The organism is Flavobacterium branchiicola (assembly GCF_018383905.1).
In the GTDB taxonomy this organism is placed as follows: domain Bacteria; phylum Bacteroidota; class Bacteroidia; order Flavobacteriales; family Flavobacteriaceae; genus Flavobacterium; species Flavobacterium branchiicola.
In genome coordinates this window covers 672,849-688,908 of record NZ_JAGYWA010000003.1, presented here as the reverse complement: position 1 = coordinate 688,908, position 16,060 = coordinate 672,849, and the positions used below count along the sequence as shown (strand labels likewise).

Sequence of the window (16,060 nt, the reverse complement as noted above, 5' to 3'; positions counted from 1 at the left end):
GTTATTACAAAAAAAAAGGAGGAGCAATTGCTCCTCCTTTTCTTATTTAGCTTCCAGAAAGTTTTTCAAATTTCCGTTTTTATCAATAGTTTCAATTTTTGGATCACCTTTTTCATCTACATAAATTTTCATTCTCGCATTTCCATCAGCATCGTACAAGAACATTCCGGAATTATTAGCCTTGTTTCTTCCTATAAAAAGACGTCTTTTTGAACCCTCTTTAGTTCTAAGTTCCTCGATTTTTTGTGTCCTGATTTTCTCATCTTCAATTTTTTCGAGTTCTTTAAATTTAGCATTTCGGGTATCAATATTAGAACCAATCGGATATTCATTTATAATTAAACCCCTTTGAATACTGTTTTTTCCGTTATCATAATCTTCACTATTCAATATCTGAATGACCTGATCATCATGATAATTATCCATAGTAAAAGACATTCCGGAGCTTATTCTGTTTTCTTTAGTTTTACCCGCAAAGACCAGACCGCCACATTCGTCACCTTCATTATTAAAGAAAATCATTCCCGCCGGACGATCTCTTTTAGGATAATCTTTACCATTCATTCTCCCTGAATGTTGTCTGGTTTCATTACTTAAAACCATTCTTAGACTTCCGTCTTCCCCCACAAGGTTAATTTTCTTTACTGTAACTTCATCAAATGTTTCTTTTCTGTCTTCTTTTACAAAAGAACTTAATAATACAACACCAAAAACAAGCGTGCTGATAATTGCGTAACCGGTCAAAAAGTTGATTTTCTTTTCTAATTTTTTATCCATTTATAAAAATCTGTTTTTTCTTAATTGTATATTTTTATATTAATTAATATAAAAATATCAAAAAAAGTATATTTTTAATAGTTGCTTTCTTTTTAAAATACACTGCTGAAATTCTGGTTTTTCAGAACAGTTGCTACTTCCGATTCCAGATACTGATATATTTTGCTGTTGAGAAAATTCCCCATACTAATTCGTTTAACACCTGCATTTTGTAAAGTTTTAAAATCCGGTAAATCCGGCATGCACATTACATTGACAGGAAGTGCGGTAGCTTTTGTAATTTCAGCGATGTCTTCTGTTTTTGTAATGCACGGAAAAAATAACCCATGAACGCCTGTTGTTTCATAAAGGCTGATTCTTCTTTTTGCTTCAGTAAGACTATCCGGCATATTCAGCAGAAAAACATCAGAACGCAGATTGATAAAAATTTCAATATTTTCTTTAGAAAGTGCTTCAGTTACCGCTTTGATTTTTTCTGAAAAAATGGTCGCATCTACAATTGTTCTTATGCCGTTTTCAACCACAGAATCTTCAATATTAATTCCGGAAATACCAATTTTATGTAGTTCTTTAATGTTGGCAACAATTTCAGAAGCAGTATTTCCGTAGCCCGCTTCCAGATCAACAGAAAGAGGTACAGTTACAGTTGCCGCAATACGTTTTATAACAAATAAATATTCCGCAAAACTCATTTCTTCGCCATCAGCATAACCAAGTGTTTCGGCAATGGCATAACTTGAAGTTCCGAGTGCTTTAAAATTCAATTTTTCCAGTGTTTTTGCACTCTGTGCATTCCACACATTACCAATAAGTAAAGGTTCGGATTGTTCGTGTAGTTCTTTCAATTTTTGAAAATGATTTTTCATATAGTTTTATTTTCTAATAGGGGATTTTCTGTTTTAGTTTAGACTGCTAATTTCAGTCTCTTTGATTTCAGAAACAACAATATCATCTACATCCAGAGAATGTAAAAAATCAGTCGCATCAAAAGCTTCTCCCAAAGTGGTAACGCCTTTTTTGATTACTTCACCGTTCAGAATTCTTTTTACAGCTTCAACAATCAGAGGAGCGGTTACGGCATAAATATCAATTCCCTGTGCCGAGATCGTTCTTCTTTTGTTGCCTTTCACCGCTATAACTTCCATACAGAAAACCTGAGAAGATCTGTTTTTCGAATCGACAGCTTTCGGTTCCGGAGTTTCACTATTTCGGATATCGGTTATCGAATTCTGACTCAAATACGTATTGATGGTATGAACGTTGATGTGTCTTGAAATTGTAATTATTTCAGAAAGCGGAACCGTAATTACGTCTTTCGTAAAAATTGGACCGGGAAAATCCCAGCTTTTAGACTGTACTTCGCGAACAGGCTGCAAACTATGATTGGCAAAACTGAACCTTTGGTAATGATTTCTTTCGCCCGTCAATCGAGTTCCTTTCGTTGGATGCCAGGAATCCAGACCAATATAACTGGATATTTCATCCACTTTATCCCAGTCTTTGGTAAGCGTTGTACTTAACAAATCGCCCAAACCGCCATAAAAAGCAGCGGCAGGAATTATAGCAACATTCGCCAGTTTTGCCTGTTCAGAAAACTGTTCAAAAATGTCCAGGACCGCTTTTTGTTCTGCACTAACATCAAGATAATGTTTTTCAAGTCGTATTGCCGATTTAATAATTGGTTCGGCAGTATCAAGAAAAGGACCCGCACAGTTTACAATTATTTCGGCATCGGCAAAAGCAGCGTCCAAAGTCTGCGGTTTATTTATATCTGCCACTTTTGTGATTAAATCCGGATACACTTTACCAAAGGCAATTAGCTTTTCAGCATCGCGTCCGCTCAGAATAGGTTTATAGCCTTGTTGGTAAAGTTGCGCAACTAAAAATTTTCCGGTGTGGCCATAAGCGCCATATATTACAATTTTATTTTCCATAAAATAATTTTAATTTTTTGTTAGTGTTTTACTTTATTTAACCTTGAAATTAATGATGATTGATACTGCTTTAATTTTTATAATTTCCGGTTACTGCTAAAAGAATCGCGGAACATTTTCCAGCCTTCAGGAGTTTTTTTCCAAAGAACCAAAAACTTACCATCATCAAACAGTTCACCTTTTGCATTAAAAGACTGCCATAAACCCTCTTCTGTTACAAATTCTTTAGCATCGCCGTATACAGCTGTGGTAATAAATTTGCCATTTCGCATGCCATAGTTGTCATAAGCGACTCTGAAGAACTTTGCGGCAGCTTCCGGACCACACATTTGTACAGAGTTGGGAGCCATAATGCAGGCATCTTTTGAATATCGATTAATAAAAATAGAAGAATCGTTTTTTACAAATGATTCAAAATAAATGGCATTACTTGCTGCGATTGCTTTTTTTGCATCTTCGAATGCTGTATGCTGAAATTCTTTTTTTTGATCCTTGCAGGATGATAAAAGTGCAAGAATAAGTACTGAGATAATTAATTTGTTGTACATGGTTGAATTTGTTATTGTTACAGGACAAATTTCAGTTTATGTACAATAAGAACGAGTGACGTAAATCACTAATTTTCGAGTGCCATTTAATTTTTCAAACGACTTAATGTTTCTCTGGATACGCCCAAATAAGAAGCTAATTTCTTTTTTGAAATCCGCTGAATCAAATCCGGATATTCTTTCAGTAAAAGATTAAACCGTTCAGTGGCGTCATTAGACATATAGGTGAGGAGTCTTTTTTGCTGTTTGATGAAACTGTCGTTGGCTTTTTTTCGAAAAAAATGCTCCATCTTCGGGATGGCTGCACATAATTTTTCTCTATTCTCAAACGAAATTGAAATCGCAGTTGTGGGCTCCAGACAAACAAGATCAAAAATAGCGGTCGATTGGTTGTAAAAAGCCTGCTGATCTGTGATCCAGCAACCTTCGTTAGCAAATTGAATAATGTGCTCTTTTCCGGCATTGTCTATATAATTAGAGACAATCAAACCCTTGATAACCCAGTAGGTATGTTGTACTTTTTCTCCCGGTTTTACCAGAGTATCGCCCTTTTTGAAAGTGACTTCTGAGAAGTAAAATAAAATGTTTTCAAATTCCTTTTCTGTAACAGGAGAGAATTTTGAAATATGCTTATAAAATGCTTGAAATTCAGTGGTTGGGTTCAATTTTTTATAATTTATATATTGAATGTTTTTCGGATTTTTCGGATGAATTAACTGGTATTTGTATTGAAAAAAAAATAATCACTAAAGTAAGTTTGTTTTTCGGATTGGACAAATGTAATATTGTTTTAAATCAGTGGTTTAATCCTCGGTTTAGTGAAATTAATTAATCTAATTCCGCTCAACAAGTTAGATTTAATCGTTTTTAAAATTATATTTTTCAAGATCTTTAATTCTTTTTTGTTCAAAAAAACCAGGGCCTCTCATGATCTCATTTTCGTTGGTCTTTATCAGGAAAATAAATCCTGTAAAAGGTTTTTCCTCACTAAGATAATTTAATACAATGACCTTTTTATTGAAGCTGACAATATCATAAGTGAGATTTCCCCAGGACATAATGCTATCTTCGGTTACAGACCATTTTTGAGGAACTTCAACAATATCACCTTCTCCTTTATTTTCATGAAAATGGTTTTTATTATCAATCTCAAATCGGTGGCTGAGATGATCTTCGTTGAACTGAAAATAAGTAGAACTATTAGAATTTGTGGTGTAATATTTCCAGTATTCATCAGCATTATTCAGAAAAATGTTTTCAATATTGTTGTCACTTTTGCAGCTTGTCAGAGCAAGTAGTATTGCCATTAGATATGTTTTACTTTTCATAAAAAACAAGTTTATAGTGAGCCGGCTATTCGGGGTTATCCTTCCTTGAAAAATACAAAAAAAATCGCAATTATTTTTATTTCAGCTATGTATAGTCAAAATTTGGTATAAAAAAAAGCTGCTTCTATACATTTAGAAACAGCTTTTTTAATATTTTGATCTTTTGCTTATGCCGTTTGATCGTCTACAGTACCATCAGGAGCGTTTTTCTTCACAGATTCGATTCCATTTTCTCTGGCAGCAACACTTTCGTACATTTCGCTTGAACCAATAATCTGTCCGTTACTGGCTTTCAGATTAAAATAAGGTTTACCATTGCTCGACTCTTTTCTGTCGTAACGATTATCATCCTGTGAATTCGTTTTTACAGATTCGATTCCGTTGTTGCAGGCAGCTTTTGTTGTATAGCCTTCGCTGGTTAAAATCGTTTGACCATTTCCGGCTTTTAAATTGAATTGAAATTCTCCGTTGGTTCTTTTAGTAATTACAAATTTTCCCATTTAGTTTATTTTAAAATTAGATAATATTTTGCTTTGCTAATTATAAAAATACAAAACTTCATAATACAATTAATATTGTAAGAAAAAATAATTGTTTAGCGATTGTTAAATGTTACCTATTCAAATTAAAAAATTAAAGCTAATTACATTAAGTAAGAAAATATTTATACATTTATAAAAAAAAAGAAATTATGAAAAAGATATTGATACTACTGGCTGTCATTACGCTGCTGGTTTCTTGTAATTCAAAAAATAAACAAGAAGAAAATAATGAAATTATTGCGACAGATACAATTAGTACCGAAGTAGAAGATGACACAATAACTGCTGTTTCTATTTTTGAAGGAACGTTGCCCTGTGCAGATTGCAGTGGTATTGAAACGGTTTTAAAAATTGATTCAAAAACCAATAAATTTGAATTATCCAGTATTTATTCCGGAAAAAAATCAGAGAAGCAATTTACACAAAAAGGAAATTTCAATACAGAACGAGGTTTAGAAAAAGATATAGATGGCACAATTTATATTTTGAATTGGGACAAACCAGAAAGTGAGCAGGTTTATTATGGTTATTACAGCAAAAATCCTGAAAAACTTTTTATGCTTGATAGCCATAAAAAAGTAATCAAATCTAAGCTTAATTACTTTTTAGAATTAAACGAATAAAGAATTCCCGAAATAGCTTAACTCAAACAGAGTAAAGAAGAATATTATAAACTTAAATGCAGTAAATTCATTTAAGTTTATAATATTTTTTATTTTTAGGCAGTTAAAGAATCATCAGTACCTATTTATTGATGAATAATGATCTATGAAAGAAATCAACGAAATTCTTAAAGCCTATTCACAAGCAAAATCGGAAGAAAAAAAAACAGCTTTGGCAACCGTTGTCAAAGTTGAAGGTTCTTCGTACAGGCAGCCAGGCGCACGTATGCTGGTTACAGAAGATGGCATACTTACGGGAGCTATAAGTGGAGGCTGTCTGGAAGGTGATGCGTTGCGAAAAGCGCTTTTGGCTATACATCAAAAACAAAATAAAATAGTTACCTATAATACCAGTAATGAAGATGATGCCGAAGTTGGGTTGCAATTGGGCTGTAATGGAGTAGTGCATATTTTGTTTGAATATATTGACGATCAAAAGCCGAATAATCCAATTCAGCTTTTAAAACAATTAGAAGCAGAAAGAAAAGAAGCTGTAATCGTGACTATTTTTTCATTAAAAAGAGCAGCAATTCAAATAGGAACAGCGCTTTTTTTTAGAAAGGACAGTCCTGTATTACATCATAATAACGATGCTCTGAATTTGATTTCGGAAGTAAAAGAAGTACTAAAAAATAAAAGTACGATTGTTAAAAAACTCCAGGAAGAAAACAATAATGAAGCATTAATCGAATATATAAAACCACCTATTTCGCTTGTAATAGCCGGAGCAGGAAATGATGTGCAGCCCTTGGTAAAAATGGCAGCATTATTAGGATGGAAAATTACGGTTGCAGAAGGACGTGCAACACATGCCACTTCAAAACGCTTTCCAAAAGCAAATCAGGTTCTGACACTAAAACCGGAATATTTTTTAGATACTATTTCAATTGACGATCAGACTTATTTTCTTTTAATGACACACAACTACAAATATGATCTGGCAGTTTTAAAATCATTATTAGAAACAGATTGTCAGTATATCGGAATTCTTGGGCCGAGATCAAAATTAAACCGAATGCTTGACGATCTTCAACTTGAAGGAATTACCGTCAATGATGAGCAGCTTAAAAGAATTTACAGCCCGGTAGGGTTAGATATTGGTGCCGAAACTTCAGAAGAAATTGCATTGTCAATTGTATCCGAAATTAAAGCTTTTGCGACAAACAGATTAGGAACTTCCTTAAAATACAAAGCAGGTAAAATTCATAGTGAAATCTATTATGGAGAAAAAATTTCAGAATAAAACAGCTATTATTATCCTTGCTGCAGGTAATTCTTCGAGATTAGGCAGGTCAAAGCAATTATTAGAATATAAAGAAACAACGCTTTTAAAAAACACAATTCTTGAAGCTTTAAAAGTAGAAAATTCGACAGTAATCGTTGTAACGGGCGCAAATAACGAATTGATTGAAAAAGAGGCAAATTCAGAAGGGGTGCGGTTTATTTTTAATTCTGAATGGGAAAACGGAATGTCTTCTTCAATTGTAAAAGGAATTCAGGAATTATTACTTTTAAATTCCAATTGTGAACAATGCATTTTAACGGTGTGTGATCAGCCATTTATATCCAGTTTAGTTTTTGAAAACTTGATTAACGAAGAAATAAAAACAGAAAAAGGAATTGTAACCTCGGCGTATGCAAAAACACTCGGAACTCCAGTTTTGTTTCGACAAAAATACTTCAAAGAACTTCTGGAATTAAAAGGGAAGGAAGGAGCAAAAAAGCTACTTAAAATACATTCTGAAGATGTTGTTTCCGTTCCTTTCGAAAAAGGAAATGTTGATATTGATACAGAAGAGGATTATAGTAAGTTGATTTCTTGAATTAAAAACTTCAAAGTGTCAGAGTGGTAAAGGCATTTTTGTCATTTCGAGGAACGAGAAATCGCACTAGTAACTCGACAAAGATTGGCGATTCTCTTTGCGGAATCCCGCGTGCGATTTCTCGTTCCTCGAAATGACAAAGCTTGACTTAAAACAGTACTGTTTTAACTCTTTTACGGTGAAAAAATATTAAGCACGCAATTGTCTTGCCAACTCCAAAACCCGCTCAATAGTAATATCAATTTCCTCAGAAGTAGTAAAACGTCCTAAACTAAAACGAATTGAACTCAAAGCGTCTTCATCAGATAATCCCATCGCTTTTAAAACATGCGAAGGTTGAGAAGTGACTGCGGAACAAGAAGCTCCGTTTGAAACCGAAATATTTCTTAAAGCCAGAATTAGTTGTTCAGAATTTACACCCGGAAAACAAATATTAGAAGTATTATAAATTCGGTTTTCAATATTTCCATTCACAAAAGAACCTTTAAATTGTAATAAACCATTCTCTAGTTTATTTCGTAATATTTCAATTCTTTTTTTATCAGTTTCTAATTCATTTACAGCTATTTCAGATGCTTTACTTAAACCAATTATTCCGGTTGTATTTAATGTACCGCTGCGTAATTTTCTCTGTTGACTTCCTCCAAGAATCTGAGGAATCAGTTTTGTTTTGGCTTTCGCCGAAATATATAAAGCTCCAACACCTTTTGGGCCATAAAATTTATGTGCAGATAATGCCAGAAAATCAATTCCTAAATTTTTAACGTCAATCGGAATTTTCCCTGCAGCCTGAGTCGCATCACATAAAAAAAGAATATTTTTGCTTTTTAAAACAGATGAAATTGTGCTCATATTTTGCATGACACCTGTTTCGTTATTAGAAAACATTATAATGAAAACCAGTGTTTTATCGGTAATTATTTCTTCTAAAAGTTTAATATCTAAAATTCCATCAGAACTAGTTGGTAAGTACGTAATTTCAAAGCCAATAGTTTCCATAAAACGACAAGTTTCAAGTACCGCTTTATGTTCCGTTTGAATCGTTATAATATGTTTTCGTTCCTGATCAGCCAGACCTTTAATCGCCAAATTTATTGCTTCAGTTGCCCCTGAAGTGAAGATGATTTCTTCGGCATCGGCATTGATCAAATTAGCAGTTTGCCACGCAGCATTTTCAATAGCTTCATTCACTGTTAATCCTGCAATATGAGAACTCGTTGAATTAGCATACAGTTCAGTAAAGTACGGAAGCATGGCATCCAAAACACGATCGTCAACACGAGTTGTAGCGTTATTATCAAGATAAATGATTTCTTGCTGTGACATAATTTGGGCTTAATAGTGTAAAAATACACTTTTATAATCTCGCAAAGTCGCGAAGCCGTAAAGTTTAATGCAAAAAATAACCATATAAGTAATATAAGTTCAATTAAGAGAAAACTTAAAAAAACTTATATTACTTATATGGTTTAAAAAACTTTGCGACTCTGCGACTTTGCGAAATTTTCTTTTATAAGGGCTTCGTGTCTTTTGTGATTTAATAAAAATAGAAATTATGGTCTTTTGGGTAAAAGGCATATGATTTTTGTTTCTCGCTCCCGATAGCTATCGGGATTGCAGATCTAAACAGATTTTTTATTTATTTCTATCATAAAGAATTTGCACAAATTTTTTCATAGTATTCAAAATCTGCATTATCTGCGAAATCTGCGAGAGAAAAATAATAAAAAGCTTTGCGAAACCATCGAGCCTTTGTGGTTAAACAGAAACAAAATTGTAATTATTCTAAATAAGAGTAATGTTTGAATTTTATAACTTTTTGTTATTTAAGATCGCTAAATTTGTTAGAATGACAAAAGCAAATTTGCTAATTTAACAAATAGACTGAATGGCTTCTAAAAAAACAAATCAGAATAAAATAACGCCAGAGGATTCGAATTCCCGACGTGATTTTATAAAGAAATCAGGACTTTTTACCGCACTTGCCCTGACGCCTCCCTCATTGGTAATGGCTTCAGATAAGAAATGGGATGAAAAAATAGCGGAGTATTTAGAAACCGTTCCGCTTTCTATTGAAGTAAATGGCAAAAAACACAATCTGAATATCGAACCAAGAACTACTTTGCTTGATTTACTTCGCGAACAATTACAGCTTACAGGAACTAAAAAAGGTTGCGACCACGGACAATGTGGTGCATGTACAGTTCATGTAAACGGAACCAGAATTTTGTCCTGTCTTACTCTGGCATCGATGCAACAAAATGCACAAGTAACGACTATAGAAGGACTTTCGAAAGGCAAAAAACTGCACCCAATGCAGGAAGCTTTTATTAAAAATGATGGTTTTCAATGTGGTTATTGCACTCCAGGACAAATCATGTCGGGAATTGCCTGCATCAAAGAAGGTCACGCCAATAGTAGAGAAGAAATAAGCGAATATATGAGCGGGAATATTTGCCGTTGTGGTGCTTATCATAATATTGTAGACGCTATAACAGAAGTGAAGGAAGGAGGAAAGGAGCTATGAAAAACTTTCAAATAATAAAAGTCCTGTCCGCTTCGTCAGCAGTTACCGGAAATGCAAAAGACAATTCTTCCATGTTTATTGCCGGAGGTACGAATCTGGTTGATTTAATGAAGAAAAACATTGTGGCTCCCGATAAACTGGTTGACATCAACGGATTGGATTTAAGTAAAATTGAATTTTTAAAAGGAAAAGTTTCGATAGGCGCATTGGCAAAAAATAGTCAGGTTGCCGAAGACGCATCTATAAAAGAGAAATATCCTTTGCTGGCTTTGGCTTTAGCAGCCGGAGCATCTCAGCAAATAAGGCACATGGCAACGGTTGGAGGTAATATGTTGCAAAGAACACGCTGCTCTTATTTTTATAATACTGATATGCCTTGCAATAAACGTGTTCCAAAAAGCGGTTGCGGAGCTATTGGAGGTTCAAATCGAATGGCCGCTATTTTTGGTACTTCAGACAGTTGCATTGCCGTTCATCCGAGTGATATGTGTGTGGCTTTGGCTGCGCTTGATGCGAAAGTCTTGGTTGAAGGTCCAAAAGGAAAAAGAGAAATTGATTTCACTGATTTTCATCGCCTTCCAGGAAATACGCCTGAAAAAGACAATAAATTGGATGAGCGAGAATTGATTACTTCAGTTGAAATTCCCGATAATAATTTCACTAAAAATGTCCATTATCTAAAAGTTCGTGACAGAACAAGTTATGCTTTTGCATTGGTATCTGTTGCAGTGGCTCTGGATATAAAAAATAATACGATAAATGATGTAAGACTGGCAATGGGCGGTGTGGCACATAAACCGTGGAGATTGACCGAAACAGAGAAATTCCTGAAAGGAAAAACCGTTTCTGAGGAAACATTTAAAAAAGCAGGAGATTTGTCTATGAAAGGCGCAAAAGGATATGGAGATAATGATTTTAAACTAACGCTTGGAGCAAATGCAGTAACCGAAGCACTTACAATAGCAGCATCAAAATAAGTAGATTATGAGCAAGACAAGTAATATAAACAGAGTTGACGGATTTGCTAAAGTAACGGGTTCAGCTACTTATTCTGCCGAATATAAAACGGCTGGTGTTGTTTACGCCTGTTTGGTAGGAAGCACAATTGCAAAAGGTAGAATCAAAACCATTGATACCAAAAAAGCAGAATGGGCACCGGGAGTTTTGGCGGTAATAACGCATTTAAACGTAGATAAGCCTTCAGGTTATGAAAAAGCAAAAGACAAACATAATTTTGGTCAGCCGCTTCAGATTTTTAAAGATGATTCGATATTGTATTACGATCAGCCAATTGCACTTGTAATTGCAGATTCGTTTGAGCGTATGCAATATGCTGCAAGTTTAATTAAAGCCGATTATTTAAAAGAAGAACATTCTACTGAACTAAAAAAAGCTGCGGATAAAGAGAAAAAAGTTGAAACCGATAAAGGAAACGATTACCATCGTGGAGAACAGGACGGATATAAAAAAGCAGAGGTTATTTTAGAAGCAGAATATACAATTCCTACAGAGGTTCATAACCCAATGGAGCTGGCAAATATTATTGCAAAATGGGATGGAAATAAACCAATTTTATATACAAAAAGTCAGGGTGTAGAAGGAACAAGAAGAAGTGTTGCCGGAGTTTTCGGAGTTCCTGTTGAAGATGTTGAGGTACACTCAGAATATCTTGGAGGAGCTTTCGGAATGGGATTGCATACTTGGCCGTACGAAATCGCCGCTTTAATTGGTGCGAAAAAATTAAATCGTCCGGTTAAACTGGTTTTACATCGCGAACAAATGTTTACCAATGTTGGTTTTAGACCATACACCATTCAAAAAATGGGATTGGGCGCTACGAAAGATGGAAAACTGACTGGTCTAACACATGAAGCAGTTGCCATGACTTCGAGCTATGAAGATTTCATGGAAGGAACCGTAAACATGTCACGATTTATTTACGATTGCTCGAATGTTTCTACACGTTATCGAATTGTGCCTCTGGATACTTGTACACCAATCTGGATGCGTGGTCCGGGTGAAGCAACTGGTTCTTTTGCCTTAGAATCTGCAATGGATGAATTGGCTTATAAATTAAATCTAGATCCGATCGAATTTAGAAAACGCAATTATGCCGAAAAAGATCTGGAACAAAATAAACCATGGAGCAGTAAATTTCTTTTAGAATGTTACGAAGCGGGAATGGAACGCATTGGCTGGAAAAATCGTAAAAACGAACCTGGTTCTGTAAAAGAAGGAAACTGGCTGGTTGGTTACGGAATGGGAACAGGAACTTTTGGTTGTTACAGAAGTCCAACTTCGGTAAAAGCTAAATTTTTGCCAGATGGAAATCTGGTTCTTCAATGCAGTGTAAACGATATGGGACCAGGAACGGCAACGATGATGACAGCTATTGGAGCGGAAATAACAGGTTTGCCTGCAGAAAATGTTATTATCGAAATGGGAAAAAGCGGATTGCCAAAAGGCCCGACGCAAGGAGGATCTGCAACAACTTCATCTGTGGGTTCTGCCGTGCATGATGCCTGTAATTTATTGTTGAATAAAATAATTGAATTAGGAAGTAAAACCCCTGCTTTAAAAGGAATCGCTATTACAGATTTGACTTTTGAAAATGGTATAGTTTCTTCTAAAAAAGACAAATCAAAATCGGTTACGCTGGATTCACTTTTGAGTACTAATAAAATAGAAGATTTTGAAGTTGAAAATTTATCCAAAGCTGCAGAAGATGCAAAGAAATACTCAATTTACTCTTTTTCAGTTCACTTCGTAAAAGTATTAGTAAATCCAAATTTGGGTAAAATCAGATTGGCACATGTAGTTTCCTGCGCCGATATTGGAACTGTAATCAATCAGAAAACGTCTGCCGGACAAATGTTTGGTGGAGCTGTTGGCGGTATCGGAATGGGATTAATGGAAGCGTTAGAAATTGATCATCGTTTCGGACGTCCGATTAATAATAACTTTGCCGATTATCATGTTCCTGTAAATGCCGATATTGAAAAACAGGAAGTATTTTTCGTAAATAAAAAAGATCCAATTAGTAACCCGATGGGAACAAAAGGTTTGGGAGAAACGGCTTTAGTCGGAATGGCGCCTGCCATTGCAAATGCTGTTTTTAATGCCACAGGAAAACGTGTTAGAGATTTACCTATTACATTGGATAAGATTATAGAAACAGTTAAGGTTTAGCAAAAAAAAAAAAAAGACATTGAAAAATGTCTTTTTTTAATTCAGTTTTGAACATAGCCCAAGGTTTCAACCTTGGGAACGCAATCAGAATTTTTCCATGTGATTCTGCATGTCTCCCAAGGTTGAAACCTTGGGCTATATTCTGAAAATCTATATTTATAAGTTCAAAAGAAAAACAGATATTTTGCAGTGTCTCTTTTGTTTCGAAATATTCAATTTGTTATTTAATTGTAATAGGCAATTCAACCGTTGTTTTATCCCAACCAATAACTAAATTAGCGATATTACCCTGAGTTGTAAAAGCAATAGATAAAGCTTCAATAGTTTCGCCTACAGATTTAACTGGAACTGAAACTCTTACGACATCTTTACTTTCGTCATATGCATAAGATCCCCATAAATCAATTTCTTTATTGATAATGATTGTCCATTTGTCTTTTTCAGGAATAGCAAATAAACTGTAGTATCCAGCAGGAATTTTTTTACCGCCAATAGTTACTTCTTTGTAGAATTTGATTTCGGTATTTTCGTTAGCACCAACTCTCCAAACTTCACCATATTTTACGATATCACCAAAAATAGTTCTTCCTTTTACAGAAGGTCTTGCGTAAATTACTTTTACAACAGGATTTGGATTATCTGTTTTTTTGAATTTAACTGCTTTGTTTGGGAAATAAGAAATATCAACCGGACTTGCATCAAGCGGAGCAAATTTTACCACATCTTGCGCCTGAACTGTAAAAGCAGCAAACAATGTAACTGCCAATAAATAAATTTTTTTCATAGGATTACAATTTTTAGAATAACTACAAAAGTAAGTTAATAATGAAGAAAAATCATATAAATACAGTTTGTTTTTTGTTAATGAATTGATAATGGTCTTATTCGTTTTTCTTTTTAGCATACCAATTCTGCATAATGTAAAACGCTTTTTTCTTTTCGCCATCATTCGAAATTAAACCTTTACGATTGTATCCGTCTTGAATTCCTGGTAACAATCTTTTCGGAGACCTGAAATCAACCAGAATCCAAGGACTTAATCCACTTAGATGCGGAATCTTTTCGATCATTTTTAAATTCTGAATGTATAAGTATTCTTGATATTCTTCTGTCCAGCGCTCGTTTTTCTCTCCGTGAAATCCTGCTTTAGCATCACCTCCAAATTCAGAAACAATTACGGGTTTGTTATAAGGCGTTTTCCAGAAGCTTTTTTCTGCATCTTCTAGATTACCGCCATACCAGCCTAAATATTGATTAAAAGCGATAATATCCAGCGATTTTCCAATTTCATCATCAATCATTCCAACGCCGTCTGCGTGACGCGTTAATAAAGCCGCACTGATTAATCGGGTAGTGTCTAATGTTTTGGTATGAGCCACCAAATCTTTGATAAAAGTATTTCTCGCATCAGAAATTGGAGTTTCGTTTGCCATAGACCAAATAATGATACTCGCTCTGTTTTTATCTCTGGTTACTGCAGCCGTTAATTGCTCTTGTGCATTTTGATATGTATTTTTATTGGTAAATTCCACAGTCCAGTAAACCGGAATTTCTTCCCAAACCATCAATCCCATTTTATCCGCTTCGCGAATGATATTCTCGTTATGCGGATAATGCGCCAAACGAACATAATTACAGCCTAATTCTTTTGCCCAATTTAGCAATCGTAATGCATCTTCGGGAGAATTGGCGCGTCCGCCTTTGGCATTTTCTTCGTGAATAGAAATACCGCGTAAAAAGATCGGTTTTCCGTTCAGTAGAATTTTATCTTCTTTGGTTTCAATAGTTCTAAAACCAATTTGATCTTTCAATTTTTGTCCGTTAAAGTCAATTAAAACGTCATACAATTTCGGATTTTCAGGTGACCAATACGATAATTTTTTAGCAGGAATTTCGAAGTTTAAAATTCCCTGTGCATCTGCTTTTCCTTTGAAATTGATTTTTAATTCTGGAATCGAAATTGAAACATTATTCTGTGCAGCCTCTAAATTATTGATTTTGATAAAACCAGCAATAACATTTGCATTTCCCTTTTTTAACTGAATAGTATAATCTTCTACAAACGAAACTTCTTCTTCAATTAAAGTCACATCGCGCGTTATTCCGCCGTAATTCCACCAATCGGTATTTACAGTCGGAACATCTTCTTTATGACGTGTATTATCGACTTTTATAACCAGATAATTTCCTTTTGATTGAATGATTGTAGTCACTTCATAATTGAACGGCGTAAAACCGCCTTCGTGCGTTCCTAGTTTTTTTCCATTCAAATAAACATCAGCTTTGTAATTAATCGCTCCCAAATATAAAAACAGACGTTTCTTGGCTTTTAAATTATAATCGAAAGACTTTTTAAACCAAACATTTCCTTCGTAATATTTCAGTTCAGGGACTTGAGAATTCCAATCGCCTGGGATATTGATTGTTGGTGATTTATCAAAATCATATTCTACCAATTCTTGTTTGTTTTGAGCATGATAATTAGTAAAAAACGCTCCTTTTGCTGGTTTTTCACTTTTATCGTATTGATCTAAGTGAAAACTGTAAAACCCAGTTTGATAGGGATCAATAATATAATTCCAAACTCCATTTAGCGAAGTGGTGTTTCGGTTTGGGACATTGGAGATTAGACCTTGCGCAAATCCCAAAATGGAACAGGTTAGGAGTAATGTAGTTAATATTTTTTTCATTTTTTTTTTTTGTATTTGTTTGTGTTTTGCCACGAAGGCG

Annotated in this window: 16 protein-coding genes; 6 read left to right on the top strand and 10 right to left on the bottom strand. The window is 34.5% G+C overall.

Annotated features, from left to right (window positions below):
* Positions 1 to 42: 42 nt before the first annotated feature.
* From KHA98_RS09785 to KHA98_RS09755, 7 genes are all read right to left on the bottom strand, one after another.
* On the bottom strand, positions 43 to 777 hold the full coding sequence (locus KHA98_RS09785) for a hypothetical protein (protein WP_213257662.1): 735 nt from the start codon (positions 775 to 777) through the stop codon (positions 43 to 45).
* 92 nt (positions 778 to 869) lie between these two features.
* Positions 870 to 1,643: an isocitrate lyase/PEP mutase family protein gene (locus tag KHA98_RS09780; protein WP_213257661.1), complete on the bottom strand. Its 774-nt coding sequence runs from the start codon at positions 1,641 to 1,643 to the stop codon at positions 870 to 872.
* 33 nt (positions 1,644 to 1,676) lie between these two features.
* On the bottom strand, positions 1,677 to 2,711 hold the full coding sequence (locus tag KHA98_RS09775) for a saccharopine dehydrogenase NADP-binding domain-containing protein (protein WP_213257660.1): 1,035 nt from the start codon (positions 2,709 to 2,711) through the stop codon (positions 1,677 to 1,679).
* A gap of 77 nt (positions 2,712 to 2,788) precedes the next feature.
* Positions 2,789 to 3,259 carry a YybH family protein gene (locus tag KHA98_RS09770; protein ID WP_213257659.1) on the bottom strand — a complete coding sequence of 157 codons (471 nt, stop codon included), beginning with the start codon at positions 3,257 to 3,259 and terminating at the stop codon, positions 2,789 to 2,791.
* An 86-nt stretch (positions 3,260 to 3,345) separates the two neighbouring features.
* Complete coding sequence (locus KHA98_RS09765) at positions 3,346 to 3,924, bottom strand: Crp/Fnr family transcriptional regulator (RefSeq protein WP_213257658.1); 579 nt, start codon at positions 3,922 to 3,924, stop codon at positions 3,346 to 3,348.
* 192 nt (positions 3,925 to 4,116) lie between these two features.
* A complete protein-coding gene (locus KHA98_RS09760) occupies positions 4,117 to 4,587 on the bottom strand; it encodes a hypothetical protein (protein WP_213257656.1) in 471 nt (156 codons plus the stop codon).
* A gap of 167 nt (positions 4,588 to 4,754) precedes the next feature.
* Positions 4,755 to 5,087: a YegP family protein gene (locus KHA98_RS09755; protein WP_213257654.1), complete on the bottom strand. Its 333-nt coding sequence runs from the start codon at positions 5,085 to 5,087 to the stop codon at positions 4,755 to 4,757.
* 191 nt (positions 5,088 to 5,278) lie between these two features.
* On the opposite strand from KHA98_RS09755, the gene KHA98_RS09750 reads away from it, so the two are divergent.
* The 3 genes from KHA98_RS09750 (at position 5,279) to KHA98_RS09740 (ending at position 7,614) form a co-directional block, all read left to right on the top strand.
* A complete protein-coding gene (locus KHA98_RS09750) occupies positions 5,279 to 5,752 on the top strand; it encodes a copper resistance protein NlpE (RefSeq protein ID WP_213257652.1) in 474 nt (157 codons plus the stop codon).
* Positions 5,753 to 5,897: 145 nt separating this feature from the next.
* Entirely contained in the window at positions 5,898 to 7,034 is a 1,137-nt protein-coding gene (locus KHA98_RS09745) for an XdhC family protein (protein WP_213257650.1), read from the top strand.
* Entirely contained in the window at positions 7,012 to 7,614 is a 603-nt protein-coding gene (locus tag KHA98_RS09740; RefSeq protein WP_213257648.1) for a nucleotidyltransferase family protein, read from the top strand. Before KHA98_RS09745 ends, KHA98_RS09740 begins: the two co-directional genes overlap by 23 nt.
* Positions 7,615 to 7,803: 189 nt before the next feature.
* On the opposite strand, the gene KHA98_RS09735 is transcribed toward KHA98_RS09740, so the two are convergent.
* Complete coding sequence (locus KHA98_RS09735) at positions 7,804 to 8,940, bottom strand: cysteine desulfurase family protein (protein WP_213257646.1); 1,137 nt, start codon at positions 8,938 to 8,940, stop codon at positions 7,804 to 7,806.
* Positions 8,941 to 9,502: 562 nt separating this feature from the next.
* On the opposite strand from KHA98_RS09735, the gene KHA98_RS09730 reads away from it, so the two are divergent.
* The 3 genes from KHA98_RS09730 to KHA98_RS09720 are packed head-to-tail and all read left to right on the top strand — an operon-like array spanning position 9,503 to position 13,330.
* Positions 9,503 to 10,141: a 2Fe-2S iron-sulfur cluster-binding protein gene (locus KHA98_RS09730; RefSeq protein ID WP_213257644.1), complete on the top strand. Its 639-nt coding sequence runs from the start codon at positions 9,503 to 9,505 to the stop codon at positions 10,139 to 10,141.
* Complete coding sequence (locus KHA98_RS09725; RefSeq protein WP_213257642.1) at positions 10,138 to 11,118, top strand: FAD binding domain-containing protein; 981 nt, start codon at positions 10,138 to 10,140, stop codon at positions 11,116 to 11,118. The genes KHA98_RS09730 and KHA98_RS09725 overlap by 4 nt, the downstream gene beginning before the upstream one ends.
* 7 nt (positions 11,119 to 11,125) lie before the next feature.
* Positions 11,126 to 13,330 carry a xanthine dehydrogenase family protein molybdopterin-binding subunit gene (locus tag KHA98_RS09720; protein WP_213257640.1) on the top strand — a complete coding sequence of 735 codons (2,205 nt, stop codon included), beginning with the start codon at positions 11,126 to 11,128 and terminating at the stop codon, positions 13,328 to 13,330.
* A gap of 220 nt (positions 13,331 to 13,550) precedes the next feature.
* On the opposite strand, the gene KHA98_RS09715 is transcribed toward KHA98_RS09720, so the two are convergent.
* Complete coding sequence (locus KHA98_RS09715; RefSeq protein ID WP_213257638.1) at positions 13,551 to 14,114, bottom strand: DUF2911 domain-containing protein; 564 nt, start codon at positions 14,112 to 14,114, stop codon at positions 13,551 to 13,553.
* A gap of 97 nt (positions 14,115 to 14,211) precedes the next feature.
* Positions 14,212 to 16,020: a glycoside hydrolase family 2 protein gene (locus KHA98_RS09710; RefSeq protein ID WP_213257636.1), complete on the bottom strand. Its 1,809-nt coding sequence runs from the start codon at positions 16,018 to 16,020 to the stop codon at positions 14,212 to 14,214.
* Between the last annotated feature and the right edge of the window lie 40 nt (positions 16,021 to 16,060).